Annotated in this window: 18 protein-coding genes; all 18 read left to right on the top strand. The window is 43.4% G+C overall.

Features of this window, described 5'->3' with window-relative positions; all coding sequences use genetic code 11:
* The first annotated feature begins 38 nt into the window (after nucleotides 1-38).
* The 18 genes from CHY_RS09180 (at nucleotide 39) to spoVAD (ending at nucleotide 13,555) form a co-directional block, all read left to right on the top strand.
* Nucleotides 39-248 carry a 4Fe-4S dicluster domain-containing protein gene (locus tag CHY_RS09180; RefSeq protein WP_011344865.1) on the top strand — a complete coding sequence of 70 codons (210 nt, stop codon included), beginning with the start codon at nucleotides 39-41 and terminating at the stop codon, nucleotides 246-248.
* A complete protein-coding gene (locus CHY_RS13315; RefSeq protein ID WP_011344864.1) occupies nucleotides 245-1,312 on the top strand; it encodes a 3-methyl-2-oxobutanoate dehydrogenase subunit VorB in 1,068 nt (355 codons plus the stop codon). The genes CHY_RS09180 and CHY_RS13315 overlap by 4 nt, the downstream gene beginning before the upstream one ends.
* Nucleotides 1,313-2,050, top strand: coding sequence for a thiamine pyrophosphate-dependent enzyme (locus CHY_RS13310; protein ID WP_011344863.1), 738 nt, complete (start codon nucleotides 1,313-1,315; stop codon nucleotides 2,048-2,050).
* Complete coding sequence (locus tag CHY_RS09165; protein WP_011344862.1) at nucleotides 2,050-2,610, top strand: 2-oxoacid:acceptor oxidoreductase family protein; 561 nt, start codon at nucleotides 2,050-2,052, stop codon at nucleotides 2,608-2,610. Before CHY_RS13310 ends, CHY_RS09165 begins: the two co-directional genes overlap by 1 nt.
* 21 nt (nucleotides 2,611-2,631) lie before the next feature.
* Nucleotides 2,632-4,155, top strand: coding sequence for an HD-GYP domain-containing protein (locus tag CHY_RS12830; RefSeq protein WP_011344861.1), 1,524 nt, complete (start codon nucleotides 2,632-2,634; stop codon nucleotides 4,153-4,155).
* Between the two features lie 4 nt (nucleotides 4,156-4,159).
* A complete protein-coding gene (locus tag CHY_RS09155) occupies nucleotides 4,160-4,357 on the top strand; it encodes a hypothetical protein (protein WP_011344860.1) in 198 nt (65 codons plus the stop codon).
* A 94-nt stretch (nucleotides 4,358-4,451) separates the two neighbouring features.
* Entirely contained in the window at nucleotides 4,452-5,540 is a 1,089-nt protein-coding gene (locus tag CHY_RS09150) for a DUF3866 family protein (protein WP_011344859.1), read from the top strand.
* Nucleotides 5,533-6,189, top strand: coding sequence for a hypothetical protein (locus tag CHY_RS09145; RefSeq protein WP_011344858.1), 657 nt, complete (start codon nucleotides 5,533-5,535; stop codon nucleotides 6,187-6,189). The genes CHY_RS09150 and CHY_RS09145 overlap by 8 nt, the downstream gene beginning before the upstream one ends.
* A gap of 56 nt (nucleotides 6,190-6,245) precedes the next feature.
* Nucleotides 6,246-6,860 carry a stage II sporulation protein M gene (gene spoIIM, locus CHY_RS09140; protein ID WP_011344857.1) on the top strand — a complete coding sequence of 205 codons (615 nt, stop codon included), beginning with the start codon at nucleotides 6,246-6,248 and terminating at the stop codon, nucleotides 6,858-6,860.
* Between the two features lie 9 nt (nucleotides 6,861-6,869).
* Entirely contained in the window at nucleotides 6,870-7,733 is an 864-nt protein-coding gene (gene xerD, locus CHY_RS09135) for a site-specific tyrosine recombinase XerD (RefSeq protein WP_011344856.1), read from the top strand.
* Between the two features lie 11 nt (nucleotides 7,734-7,744).
* Nucleotides 7,745-8,911 carry a phosphopentomutase gene (locus CHY_RS09130; RefSeq protein WP_011344855.1) on the top strand — a complete coding sequence of 389 codons (1,167 nt, stop codon included), beginning with the start codon at nucleotides 7,745-7,747 and terminating at the stop codon, nucleotides 8,909-8,911.
* A gap of 72 nt (nucleotides 8,912-8,983) precedes the next feature.
* Nucleotides 8,984-10,117: a D-alanyl-D-alanine carboxypeptidase family protein gene (locus tag CHY_RS09125; protein ID WP_011344854.1), complete on the top strand. Its 1,134-nt coding sequence runs from the start codon at nucleotides 8,984-8,986 to the stop codon at nucleotides 10,115-10,117.
* Between the two features lie 99 nt (nucleotides 10,118-10,216).
* Nucleotides 10,217-10,558, top strand: coding sequence for an anti-sigma F factor antagonist (gene spoIIAA / locus CHY_RS09120; RefSeq protein WP_011344853.1), 342 nt, complete (start codon nucleotides 10,217-10,219; stop codon nucleotides 10,556-10,558).
* Nucleotides 10,548-10,976 (top strand): ATP-binding protein, encoded by a 429-nt coding sequence (gene spoIIAB / locus CHY_RS09115; protein WP_011344852.1) that lies wholly within the window; start codon nucleotides 10,548-10,550, stop codon nucleotides 10,974-10,976. Before spoIIAA ends, spoIIAB begins: the two co-directional genes overlap by 11 nt.
* Nucleotides 10,977-10,993: 17 nt before the next feature.
* The gene (gene sigF, locus CHY_RS09110) at nucleotides 10,994-11,746 is read left to right on the top strand and encodes an RNA polymerase sporulation sigma factor SigF (protein WP_041537738.1); all 753 of its coding nucleotides are present in this window, start codon (nucleotides 10,994-10,996) and stop codon (nucleotides 11,744-11,746) included.
* Between the two features lie 115 nt (nucleotides 11,747-11,861).
* On the top strand, nucleotides 11,862-12,056 hold the full coding sequence (locus CHY_RS09105) for a dodecin family protein (RefSeq protein WP_011344850.1): 195 nt from the start codon (nucleotides 11,862-11,864) through the stop codon (nucleotides 12,054-12,056).
* A gap of 66 nt (nucleotides 12,057-12,122) precedes the next feature.
* Entirely contained in the window at nucleotides 12,123-12,566 is a 444-nt protein-coding gene (gene spoVAC / locus CHY_RS09100) for a stage V sporulation protein AC (RefSeq protein WP_011344849.1), read from the top strand.
* Complete coding sequence (gene spoVAD / locus CHY_RS09095; RefSeq protein ID WP_011344848.1) at nucleotides 12,563-13,555, top strand: stage V sporulation protein AD; 993 nt, start codon at nucleotides 12,563-12,565, stop codon at nucleotides 13,553-13,555. The genes spoVAC and spoVAD overlap by 4 nt, the downstream gene beginning before the upstream one ends.
* Nucleotides 13,556-13,563 lie beyond the last annotated feature (8 nt).

Raw genomic sequence — 13,563 nt, 5'->3', positions numbered from 1 at the left:
ACCGCTTTTTCTTTTAAGATAAAGAGGGGGGGAGCAAGTTGGGTGTAGTTGTTTCTAAGGAGTACTGTAAAAGTTGCGGACTTTGTATTAATATTTGTCCGGCCAAGGTCCTGGGGGTTTCCCGGGAGATTAATTTGTTAGGTTATAACCCTGTAGAAGTGGTAAATCCCGAAAACTGCCGGGAATGCGGTTTTTGTTACCTGGTCTGTCCCGATGCGGCTTTGACGGTGGAGGTGAACAAAAAATGAAAGTGTTGATGAAGGGGAATGAAGCGTTTGCCGAAGCTGCGGTCCGGGCCGGTTGCCGTTATTTTTTTGGTTATCCCATTACCCCCCAAAGTGAGGTACCCCATTATTTAGCCCAAAGGCTACCGGAAGTGGGAGGGGTGTTTTTACAGGCGGAAAGTGAAGTAGCGGCAATTAACATGGTTTATGGAGCGGCTGCCGCCGGAGCCAGGGTGATGACGTCTTCTTCGGGACCGGGGATTAGCTTAATGCAGGAGGGGATTTCCTATTTAGCGGGAGCCGAGCTTCCGGCGGTTATCGTCAATATTATGCGGGGAGGTCCGGGGCTGGGCAATATTGCTCCTACCCAGGCCGATTATTTCCAGGCTGTAAAGGGTGGGGGACATGGGGATTACCGGGTTATTGTTTTAGCACCGGCCAATGTGGCGGAAATTTTTACTTTAATGGAGAAAGCCTTTGATTTAGCGGATAAATACCGCATGCCGGTGATGGTTCTGGGAGATGGAATCTTGGGGCAGGTAATGGAGCCGGTAGAACTGCCGCCTTTAAAGGAAATAAACCCGCCGCCCAAACCCTGGGCGGCTACCGGGAAAATTGAGCGGGATGATAAGACCAGAAGGATAATAAATTCCCTCTATATCGTTCCGGAAGAAAATGAAAAGCATTTAGAACAGCAATTTGCCAAATACCGGCAAATTGAAGAAAGTGAGCCATTACATGAAAATTTTTTAGTGGAAGATGCCCAAATTATCTTAGTAAGTTTTGGCACGATGGCGCGCATTGCGAAAAGTGTGGTGCTGAAAGTACGGGAGCGGGGAATTAAGGCTGGCTTGATTCGACCTATTACCCTCTGGCCCTTTCCCAGGAAAGCTTTTACTGCGGCCAATATTCCAGTAGCTAAAAAAATATTAACGGTGGAGATGAGCGGCGGACAGATGGTGGAAGATGTGCGCCTGGCGGTTAATGGAAGAATTGACGTAGAGTTTTTTGGCAGAACGGGAGGTATGGTACCCGAAAGCAAAGAAGTTTTGGAAAAAGTATTAGCCCTGGCCCGGGAGGTGGAATAAATGTTTAAGCGTCCGGCCCTTTTGACCGAAAAAAATTTTCATTACTGTCCCGGATGCCATCACGGTATTATGCACCGGCTTTTGGCGGAAGTGTTAGAGGAATTTAATCCCGAAGAAACCATCGGGGTAAGTTCGGTAGGTTGCAGTGTTTTTATTTATGATTATATAGATATTGACTGGGTGGCAGCGGCCCACGGGCGAGCTCCGGCGGTGGCTACTGGAGTTAAAAGGGTAAAGCCTGACCGGCTGGTGTTTACTTATCAGGGGGATGGGGACCTGGCTGCGATTGGTACCGGGGAAATAGTTCATGCCGCAGCCCGGGGGGAGAAAATTACGGCAATTTTTATCAATAATGCCGTTTACGGGATGACCGGAGGGCAAATGGCTCCTACAACCCTTACCGGGCAAAAAACTACCACCACCCCCGAAGGTCGAAACCCTGCCCATCAGGGCTATCCGGTAAAAATGGTGGAGATGTTAAGCGTTTTAGATGGTGTAGCGTATGCGGCCCGGGTGGCTTTAAATACCCCTAAGCGCATCTTAGAAGCCAAAAAAGCCTTAAGAAAAGCTTTTAAGGTACAGAGAGCTAACTTAGGCTTTTCCATTATAGAAGTATTGTCAGCCTGCCCAACTAACTGGGGGGTTTCTCCGGTTGAGGCCTTAAAATGGGTAGATGAAAAAATGATAGCGTACTACCCGCTCGGGGAATATAAAACCCCGCAAGAGGGGGTGGAGTGATGGGGAAAAATTTTTTAATGGCTGGTTTTGGCGGTCAGGGAGTGCTGTTAATGGGGGAAATCCTGGCTAAAGCTGCCTTTTTAGAAAATAAAGGAGTATCCTGGCTTCCCGCTTATGGTCCGGAAATGCGGGGAGGAACTGCTAACTGTGCGGTGGTAATAGAAGAGGAAGGGGAAGTGGTAAGTCCCCTGGTTTTTGAACCGGAAGTGCTGGTGGCGTTTAATAAGCCTTCGTATTTAAAGTTTTTACCCAGAACAGTACCCGGAGGTATTGTGATAGTTAACTCCGATTTAGTGGATGTTGAACTTTCCGGTCCGGTAAAGCAGGTTTTTTTGCCGGCAAACCAGGCATGTTTGGAACTGGGGAGCATGAAAGCGGTAAATATTTATCTTCTGGGAGCATTAATAGCATTAACTTCGATAGTAAAGACTGAAACTATATCAGGGGTTTTAAAAGAAATATTTGGACCAAAAGGTGTTTATCCCTTAAACGAAAAAGCTTTTTGGCGGGGATACGAGGATGCAGGAAAACGGGCAAATCATGTCGAAACAGTTAATTAAAAGGTAGCTGGAGTGTATTTTATGGTGGACCAAATAATCGGTGATTTTCACCGTTTGCGCTTTCTTGCCCTGGTAGGAGCTTTGCTTTTTTTTCTTTTTAACTCGGAGCCAATTAATAAAAAAGCTTTTCTTATTTTTCTAATTGCTGTTATTTATTCTATTGTTTTGTATGCATATTTGTTAAAAAAACCAGAAAAAAGAGATTTTGGTTATAAAGTTTCTTTTTGGCTGGATTGTTTGCTGTTAACAGCACTAATTTATTACACCGGTCTCGGTCATAGTTTATTTTATTTTGGTTATGTGCTGCTGGTGGCTATTCACACCTTTTATTATGGTCCGCAGTTTGGCTTATTAACTGCCACCGTTAGTACTGCTATGTATTTTATCGTTTGCTACTTAGACCCTGAAGTTAAGTGGTTTGATTTCTTGTTTAAAGCTGGTTTTCTTTTTGTCATGGTTATTGGGGTGGCGGTGGTATACTGGGAAAATTACCGGTTAAAAAAGTTATATCTTGAGGAAATTTCTAAACTTCGGGATTTGACAGCTAAAACCCAGAAGATTGCCCAAATACAGGATTTAAAAGAGCTTGCTGATTTTGGATTAAAAATGGCGGTAAACATTAGTGGTGCTTTGGCGGGGATAGTCTGGGTTTTGGATGAAAGGCGGAAAAACCTTCACCCCATAGCGGTATTTGGTATCGAAAAAAAAGATCTTCCGTGGGTCCTCCCTGCGGAAATTCTTTCTTCGCTTATTTCTGCTGAAAATTGTGAGGCGATTATTACCGGTGAAAGTTTTACTAAATTAACTTTTGAGAAAAACTACCAGAAAGTTTATACTGTTTGTTTAGCCGGAAAAGAGCAAAGGATTGGGTTTTTAAATTTATACGGTAACGGGGAGTTTAAAAACCTCGATTACTTAACGATATTTTGCGGTTATTTGGCGTCACAAATGTCAATTGTTCGTCTTTATGAACAATCCAAAGAGCTTTGCTTTAGTATTACTCAGGCTTTAGTAATGGCCATTGAAGCCAAGGACTCTTATACTGCCGGCCATTCCCTGCGGGTTACTGCTATTGCCGAAAAAATTGGGAAAAAGTTGGGCTTTTCGCTGGAGCGCCTGGAAAAACTCAGGAAAGCTGCACTTTTGCATGATATTGGCAAAATCGGGATTTCTGAAAAAATATTAAATAAGCCCGGTAAACTATTGCCCGAAGAATATCGAGAAATCCAAAACCATCCGGGAATTGGTGTGGAAATAATTAAACCCATTGAGCAAATGCAGGATATTATTGAAATCATTTACCACCACCACGAATGGTATGATGGAACTGGCTATCCGGCAAGGCTTAAAGGGGAAGAAATACCTTTGGAAGCAAGAGTGCTGGCGGTGGCCGATGCTTTTGAGGCGATGACGTCCGACCGTTCTTACCGCAAGGCACTAACAAAAGAGGAAGCTATCGCCGAAATTATAAAACAAAAGGGCAAACAGTTTGACCCGCAAGTTGTGGAGGCTTTTTTAGAAGTTGTAAAAGAAGTCGGGGGTTAGGAAAATGCCAGTTAAAGTGAAAAATGAACTCTGCCGGAAATGTGCTCATTTAACCAATTGCCGGGCGGTATCATCCTGTGTTCCCGGGGCCTTAAATTTTGATCAAAAAGAAATAAAAATTTTTATAAAATACGACCGCTGCTGGAACTGCCGGCGGTGTTTGGCCTATTGCAGTGATGGCGGGTTAATTTATGAAGAGTAAGGGGGGAGTTAATCTCCTCTTTTTTTGTCAATTTGTTCTTTATCCTAAATAAGTTTATAATATTGGTGAATTGATGAACGGACGGAGGCTTAAGATGATTGAACTTAAAGAAGGCAAGGCCATAGAGATTTTGGCTGAAGATGAAGAAACTCAGGAATTATTGGTGGATGTGGAAGGAAGTTTAGAAAAAGCCGTATGTTATCTTAACCTTACCGGAAAAGTTCGGGTAGGAGACCGCCTTTTGTTAAACACCACGGCAGTTACCTTAAAACTTGGAACCGGCGGCTTTCATTTTGTAGTGGCCAATTTTAGCCGGCCCAGGCAAAGCCTGAAAGGACCGGGGCATATTATTAAACTTCGGTATACTCCGCTGCAGTTAAAGTGCCTGGCGGCGGAAGAGGAAGGCAGTCCCTATCACGCTGCTGTCCAAAATTTCCAAAGTTTAAAGGGAATGCCGGTGGTGGTTTGCAGTTTGCATAGCCAGTTATTACCGGTAATTGCCGGGATTAACTCCCAAAATAAGAATTTAAGAGTTGCTTATCTTATGAGCGACCAGGGGGCACTGCCCATTGCTTTTAGTAAAACGGTAAAAAATTTAAGGAAAAAGGGTTTAATTTGTGGAACCATTACCTTTGGCCACGCCTTTGGCGGCGATATCGAGGCGGTTAACGTTTATTCGGCCTTGATTTTGGCAAAAGTAGCGCTAAAAGCCGATGTAGCAGTAATTGCCATGGGACCGGGCAATGTGGGTACCGGTACAAAATGGGGTTCTACCGCCCTGGCTCAAGGGGAGTATCTAAATGCGGTAAAAATCCTGGGAGGTTGCCCTATCATGGTACCCAGGGTCTCCTTTGCCGATCCCCGGGAAAGGCATTTTGGCTTAAGCCACCATTCACTCACTGTCATAAACGAAATTGCCCTTGTTGATTTTTTTCTGGCTCTACCGGAGTTAAAAGATTATAAGAAAAAAGAGCGCCTTTTAGAGCAGACCAAAGCATTCTCCCAAAGGGTGCAAGTTCATTATTTTCCCGAAGAATTTTTAAATAAGCTTCTACTTGAAGAGGTGGAGAATCTATCTACCATGGGTAGGGATTTTACCAGCGACCGGGAGTTCTTTTTAACGGCCGCTGCTGGAGGGGTTCTTGCGGTAGAAATGCAAAAGAGGGTTGAAAAAAATGGCTAAGTTACTGGTTACTTCCGACGCCAGTATGGCTGCCTGGTGTGGTCAAGCGGGAATGGCGGTAGCGGTGGTGGACGTTATCGATATGTCCACAACTCTGGAGGGGGTTTTAGAGGAAGGAGCTGCGGCTGTCTTTGGAGCAAGTCCTGCCAACTTTCGGGCGCCGGTACCCCTAAATCCTTATGGAATCGGGAAAAAGGCCGGAATCCAGGCGGTAAAAGCAGATACCGGTATTATCATTATCGCCGAACCCCGGGTGGGGGATGAGATAGAAAGGCAAAGGCGCATCCAGCCGGTGGTGGATGGGATTAATGCCGCTGGTGGCCAGGTAATAAAAGTAGTTCCTAATATAGGAAAAGAAACGGTTAAACTAACCGATTTTTACGGAAAAGTGGTGGTGGCGGTAACCGATTCCGGCGGGGTTGCTTTTGATGCTGCGGTTACTGCCGGTGCTCCCGAAGTTTTTACGGTAACTGTAGCGCGAACGGTAAAAAGCAATACCAAAGAGGTGGTGGAAAAAGGTCTTGCCCGGATAAAAAATGCTTTAGATCACCATGGACGGGTTGCCCTGGTGGCAGCCAGTGGGCGCAGTATTGAAGACGTTGAAGGGGCTTTTTATTACTACCGCCTGGCCTTAGCAAGGTATAGATAAGCTTTTTACCTCATACCTATTATTAAGCTCTTGTTCAAAAGGTATGGGGTGAAAAAATGCGGGAAAACGAGTTTTTGAGCACCTGGCCGCAAAAAAAATATTTTTTACTTTATCTTGGGATGTTTATTTTTTTTCTCTGTGGTGTAGGGTGGGGGGCCCGGGAAGCGATTCTTTTAGATAGGCAGGAAAAAGAAATAGTGGTGCAGGAGGCAGCTAAATTACTGAACACCGTACGACAAAGTTATAATCCGGAAACGGTCTTTACTTACACCAGCGGTCAACTTTTTTCCATTTACCTTTTGCTTTTTCTTTTAGGGCTTTCGGTAATTGGATTTCCGGTGGCTTTTGCGGTGGTGTTTAGCCGGGGAGTTATGCTTGGTTTTACCGGTGCGGTTTTAGCTTCCCAGAATTCCGGTAAAGGGGTATTTTTGGCTCTGGCCGCCCTGTTACCCCAGAACATTGTTTATCTGCCTTCTTTATTGCTGGCGGCTTCAGGAACGGTAGTTTTTGCCATAAAACTTTTTAAGGTTTACTTTAGCAGAGAGAAAAAATTGGGCTTTACTTTTGCCGGTTACGTGGTTTTAATGGTTTTTGCTGCGGCTGCGGCTTACGGAGCGGCGGCGATAGAAGCTTATTTATCTCCCAAAATAATTTTTTACTTTTTAAAGTAAGGTGGTTTGATGCTTGACCTTTTTATCGATTATTTATTGTTAGAAAAGGGCTTTTCTCTAAACACTCTCCTGTCTTACCGCCGGGATTTAGAGAAGTTTGTTTCTTTTTTGGAAAAACGAAATATCAGTATCATTGACGCAACTTCTAAGGATATTAAACTTTATTTGCAGGATTTAGCCCGGAAGCTAAAACCGGCAAGTGTAGCGAGAAATCTTGCTGCAATCCGAAGTTTTTATAAATATTTACTTCGGGAAAAGATTGTCGGGGAAAATCCTGCTTTGGATGTGGACGGGCCTAAACTTGGGTTAAAATTACCGGAAATCTTAAGTTACGAAGAAATTGATTTGCTTCTAAAAGCCCCCGACCTTTCTACCTGGGAAGGGGTGAGAGACCGGGCAATGTTAGAACTGCTTTATGCCACCGGGCTTAGGGTGTCGGAGTTAGTGAATCTTGAACTACCTAACTTATATTTGGACGAGAGATATGTTAAAATCTTGGGTAAAGGAGCAAAGATGCGGATTGTTCCCTTTGGAGAAGTAGCAGCCCACTACTTAAACCAGTATTTAGCCCTGAGAGCTAAGCGGAAAAGCAACTCTTTAAAGCTTTTTATTACCCGGAAGGGCAGTGGTTTTACCCGTCAGGGATTCTGGAAAATGCTAAAAAGATACGGGCAAAAAGCTGGAATAGTAAAAAACTTGACCCCCCATTTAATCCGCCATTCTTTTGCCACTCATCTCCTGGAAAACGGTGCGGATTTAAGAATTGTTCAGGAACTCCTTGGTCACAGTTTTATAGAAACGACGCAAATTTATACCCACTTAACTACGAGAAAACTGCGAGAGGTATTTCGTAAAGCACATCCACGAGCTTAGGAGGTATTAAGGTGAAAAGAGTAGTGTTAATAGTTTTGGACAGCGTTGGCATTGGAGAACTACCCGATGCCCACCTTTACGGTGATGAAGGCAGCAATACCCTTGCCAATACCGCAAAAAAGGTGGGGGGGTTTGAGCTTCCAAACTTAGAAAAACTTGGACTTGGTAAAATCCATCCTATTTTGGGACTAAAAGGTGATATTAAAGCTCTTGGGGCATACGGTAAAATGGGAGAAAAGTCTCCCGGCAAAGATACCACTACCGGCCATTGGGAGATTTGCGGACTGATCTTGGAAAAGCCTTTTCCGGTATATCCTAACGGGTTTCCGGAAGATTTAATCAAGCGCTTTGAAGAGGCCATTGGCCGGAAAACATTAGGTAATAAACCCGCTTCCGGTACTGCTATTATTGAAGAATTGGGCGAGGAACATATGCGGACCGGCTATCCTATTGTTTATACGTCGGCGGACAGTGTCTTCCAGATAGCCGCCCATGAAGAAGTTATACCCCTGGAAGAATTATACAAAATGTGTAAGATTGCCCGCGGACTTCTTACCGGCGAGCATGCGGTGGGGCGAGTGATTGCCCGGCCGTTTACAGGCACTCCCGGAAACTTTAAAAGAACCGCCAACCGCCACGATTATTCTTTGGAGCCAACGGGGAAAACCGTCTTAGATAAATTAGTGGAGCAGGGGTATGAGGTCCTGGGAGTAGGCAAGATTTACGACATTTTTGCCGGACGGGGACTTACCTGGCATGAATCTACCAAAAATAACGAAGATGGCCTTGTAAAAACCGTTAACCTTCTATATAAAGATTTTACGGGTCTATTATTTACCAACCTGGTAGATTTTGATATGGTGTACGGGCATAGAAATAATGCCGAAGGTTATTATGAAGCTTTAAAACAATTTGATTCCTATCTTCCCAAGATTATGGAAAAACTAAGAGAAGATGATTTATTGATAATTACCGCCGACCACGGCTGTGACCCTACAACTCCCAGTACCGACCATTCCCGTGAGTATGTACCGCTTTTAGTTTATGGTCACAGTATTAAAGAAGATGTAAACCTGGGTACCCGGGAAACCTTTGCCGATGTAGCGGCAACTTTAGAAGAGATTTTTGGTTTGGAACCGGGAATAGGTCAAAGTTTTTGGGGCGAAATAAGAAAATAAAAGAAAAGTGCATAAACCTTTCCTCCCTCAAATATACTATTGGTGAAATAGGGACAAGAGGGGGGAATTTTTATGCCCAAAAGGCTTATAATTTACCTTTTACTGGTGTTAGGCCTTGGACTTACTACTAACGCTTTAGCAGCTCCTCTGGAAATTAACGCCAGGGCGGCAATTTTAATGGAACCTTATACCGGTAAAATTTTATACGAAAAAGAAATTCATAAAAAACTGCCCATTGCCAGTGTGACAAAATTAATGACGTTGCTTTTAGCCATTGAAGCGGTTGAAAAAGGGAAAGTCAACCTGGAGGATATAGTAAAGGTTAGCGAAGAAGCTGCGTCCATGGGTGGGTCCCAGCTTTACATGTATGCCGGGGAAGAGTTTTCCTTTAAAGACCTCTTAATGGCCGTGGCAGTTGCTTCGGCCAACGATGCCTGTGTCGCGGTCGCCGAAACGGTGGCGGGGAACGAACAGGCTTTCGTGGAAGAAATGAACAAAAAAGCGGAAGAGCTCGGCATGACCAATACCCATTTTGTTAACAGCTACGGTTTTGATGATCCTAACCATTACAGCACCTGCTATGACCTGGCTATTTTATTAAGAGAAGCGATTAAGCATCCGCTCTTTTTGGAACTTAGCCAGATTAAAGAGTTTACGTTAAGGGGTGGTGAAACCCGCCGCTTTAATACCAATAAACTGCTCTGGTACTACCGCGGGGTAGACGCCGGAAAAACCGGCTGGACGGAAGAGGCGGGTTATTGTTTGGCTTCTACGGCAAGTCGTGACGATCTTCGTTTAATTGCCGTGGTTTTGGGTTGCCCGGTCAAAAAAGGCCACTTTACCGAATCGATAAAGCTTTACAACTACGGTTATGCCAATTTTAAGGCGTACCCGATATTAGCTGAAAAGTTTTCTGTTAAAGTTAAAGTGGTAAAGGGAGAAAAGGAACAAATACTGGTTGGCCCCGGAGCGCCGGTACTGTTAGTTGAAGAAAAAGGGAAAAAAATAAATCCCCGTTATGAATTAAAACTTCCGGAAAAAATTACGGCTCCGGTAAAGAACGGTCAGGTAATGGGTGAGGTTGTTATTTATGATGGGACAAAGATAATCGGCAGAGCTCCCCTTAAGTCTTTAGAGGATTGTTTAAAAGCTCGACTCGATTTTGCCATCGGGCGATTTTTAAAAAGCCTTTTAACTTTTGAGTAGCTTTTTGCTACTTATTTTTTTAAAACTTCTTGCAGGAAAAATCTGGATTTATATAGAATTATTGTTTTGAAACACATTTTTGGGGGGATTTTTTTGGAAGTGGAAAAGGAAGTTAAAAATAAGGTGTTATTTGTTCGGATAACCGGAGAGGTAGATTTAAAGGAGGCAGACCGGCTGCGCCGGGAAGTTGATGAAATAATTGAAAATTACCCGGTAAAAGATATTGTCTTTAATTTAAAGAACGTTGACTTTATCGATAGCTCCGGACTTGGGGTGATCCTGGGACGGTTTAAAAAAATAAGAAGTCTTGGGGGCAGGGTATATTTAGCTTCAACCAATGAAAAGATTAAAAAGATCTTAGAACTTTCCGGTTTTTTCCGGATTATGAAAGGAATTTCCCGGGAAGAGGAAGTTTGGGAGGAAAAAGCTTATGAAGCATAATTATTTTAACCTGACGATTCCCGCCTTAAAAGAAAATATCGGTTTGGTACGGATTGTGGTGGCGGCTTTTGCTGCCCAGAAGGATTTAACCCTTCCCGACTTGGACGATATTAAAGTTGCGGTATCCGAGGCGGTTACCAATAGCATCGTTCACGGCTACGGTAATAATCCAGGAGAAATAAAGGTTAATGGTTATTTTACCGAGGAGGGGATGTATATTGAAGTAATAGATTTTGGCAAAGGTATTGAACGGGAAAAAATCAGGGAAAAAATGGTATTGGACCCGGAGGATGAGCATCCGGGTTTGGGCTTTCTCTTTATGCAGAGTTTAATGGATCGGGTGGAAATCGTGCCTATGGAGCGGGGGACAAAAGTGATTTTATTTAAAAGAATTTTAAAAGATAACAGAACCGTGTGAACTTTCGTTTTTCTTCTATGAATTTACCCCGCTTCCCAAGGCTCGGTGAACAGGAAATAAAAGAATTAATAGAAAAAGCCCAAAAGGGAGATGTGGCTGCCCGGGAAAAACTTATCAATTGTAATTTAAAATTGGTCTTTAAAGTGGTGGAACGTTTTTTACACCGAGGCTACGAAGTTGAAGATCTGTTTCAAATTGGGACGATTGGGCTAATTAAAGCCATTGATAAATTTGATTTAAAACAACAGGTGAAGTTTTCCACGTATGCGGTTCCCATGATTGTGGGGGAAATTCGTCGTTTTCTTAGAGATGACCAGGCTATCCGGATTAGTCGTTCTACCAAAGAACTGGGGGTAAAGATTTTAAAAGAAAAAGAAGCGCTTACCGTAAAGTTAGGCCGGGAACCTACAATTGCCGAACTGGAAGAAACTCTTGGTTACTCGCGGGAGGCGATTGTTGAAGCATTAGAAGCGGGACAGAGCTTGGCTTCACTTTTTGAAACGGTTCATCAGGATGATGGAGACCCGATATACCTGTTAGATCAGATTAAGCAGGAGGGTGATGAAGAACAAACCCTTTTAGAAAATATCTCAATAAAAGAAGTGCTAAGCAAGTTAGAACCGCGGGAGCGGTATATTTTAATTAACCGCTTTTTTAAAGAAAAAACCCAAATGGAGATTGCCAGAACTCTCGGAATTTCCCAGGTACAGGTTTCAAGGCTTGAAAGACAGGCCCTCTTAAAATTAAAACGGTACCTGAACGAGAGTTAAATTTATTTCCCTAAAATACAAAAAATAACAAAACAATAAAATATTACCTTAATAAATAGCCGGTCCAGGGTTCATTTTAATAAATGGAAAAAAATTTTTTAAGGAGGAATCAGCAATGCATGTAAAAGTAGCCGAATTAGTGGGAGAATCACCAACCGGCTGGAAGGATGCGGTACAAACCGCAGTAAATGAAGCATCGCGGTCCCTGGGGACGGTAACCGGAGTAGAAATTTTAAATTTTACCGCTAATGTGGAAGGCGGACGGGTAGTAGAATATAAGGCCAATGTAAAAGTTGCTTATGTGGAATAACGGAGGTTTTCCTCCGTTATTTTTTTATTTTTTAAGGGGAAAATTATATTTTGAGGTGAAAATGTGATGGCTATTGATAAAAATGAGTATCAAAAAACTGTAGAAAAAATTAAACCTAAGCCGCCGGTACTAAAAAACTGCTTATTGGCTTTTTTAATGGGGGGCTTTGTTTGTCTTTTAGGAGAAGTTTTGTTTCATTTTTTAAGAGGCTACGGCATATCGGAAAAAGACGGTTACACCGTTGTAAGTGTGGTGTTTATCTTAATCTCGGCAATTTTAACGGGTACCGGGATTTATGATGATTTGGTGCGGATTTTTGGTGCCGGCTTAATCGTTCCCATTACCGGCTTTGCGAACTCCATGGTATCGCCGGCTTTGGAACATAAACAGGAAGGCTTGGTTCTCGGTGTTGGGGCGAAACTATTTACCGTAGCCGGTCCGGTTATTATTTACGGGGTACTTAGCTCTCTTATTGTGGCAATTATTTTAAGGGGGCTGGGAAAATTATGAGGCAAACCCGGGAATTTGCTAATCCGCCGGTAGTATTGGGTTATGCAACTATAGCTGGACCAAAAGAAGGGGAAGGCCCCCTGGCTACCTATTTTGATAAGATTATTAACAACCTTTATTATTATGAGGATACCTGGGAGAAAGCGGAGCAAAAAATGTTTTTGGAAGTAGTCGAAATGGCTTTACAAAAAGCTTCTGTTAAAAAGGAAGAAGTGGACTTTTTTTTGGCCGGGGACTTATTAAACCAAATTATTTCGGCTAATTTTGTTGCAAAAAGTTTGGGGATTCCATTTTTTGGATTATATAATGCTTGTGCTACTTTTTACGAAGGACTAATCCTGGGGGCTATGTTAATAGCCGGTGGTTTTGCCAAAAAAGTACTGGTGGGTGTTTCCAGTCATTACGCCACCGTTGAACGGCAGTACCGTAATCCTACAGAACAGGGGGTTCAGAAAACGCCTACATCCCAGTGGACGGTTACCGGTGCGGCCGCGGTGGTTTTGGGGGAAGGAGAAGGCAAAATTAAAATTCCCCGGGTTACGGTGGGCAAAGCGTTGGATTACGGTATGTTTGATCCTTCGGACATGGGTGGGGCTATGGCTCCTGCAGCTTTTGACACTTTACTTGCCCACTTTAAAGAAACGGGTTTGTCTTACGATTATTATGATTTAATGGCAACCGGAGATTTAGCCCGGTTTGGATGGCAAATCCTGGTTAAACTTTTACAGGAACGTAATATCAACTTTGGTCAAAGGCTTACCGATTGCGGAATCATGATTTATCGACCGGATCAGCAGGTAAATGCCGGAGGTAGCGGTACAGCTTGTTCGGCTTTAGTTACCGCTGGCTACGTTTTTAACGAGTTAAGTCAGGGAAAGATTCATAAATTTTTGGGTATAGGTACGGGTGCTTTACTTTCTCAAGTTACATCCCAGCAGGGAATGTCCATACCGGTAATTGCTCATGCAGTATCCTTTGAATGTTACTGAGGGGGATG

It is taken from the genome of Carboxydothermus hydrogenoformans Z-2901 (assembly GCF_000012865.1).
Classification (GTDB): Bacteria; Bacillota; Z-2901; order Carboxydothermales; family Carboxydothermaceae; genus Carboxydothermus; species Carboxydothermus hydrogenoformans.
The sequence above is the reverse complement of the archived record's forward strand: the minus strand, read 5'-3'. Positions and strand labels throughout refer to the sequence as shown.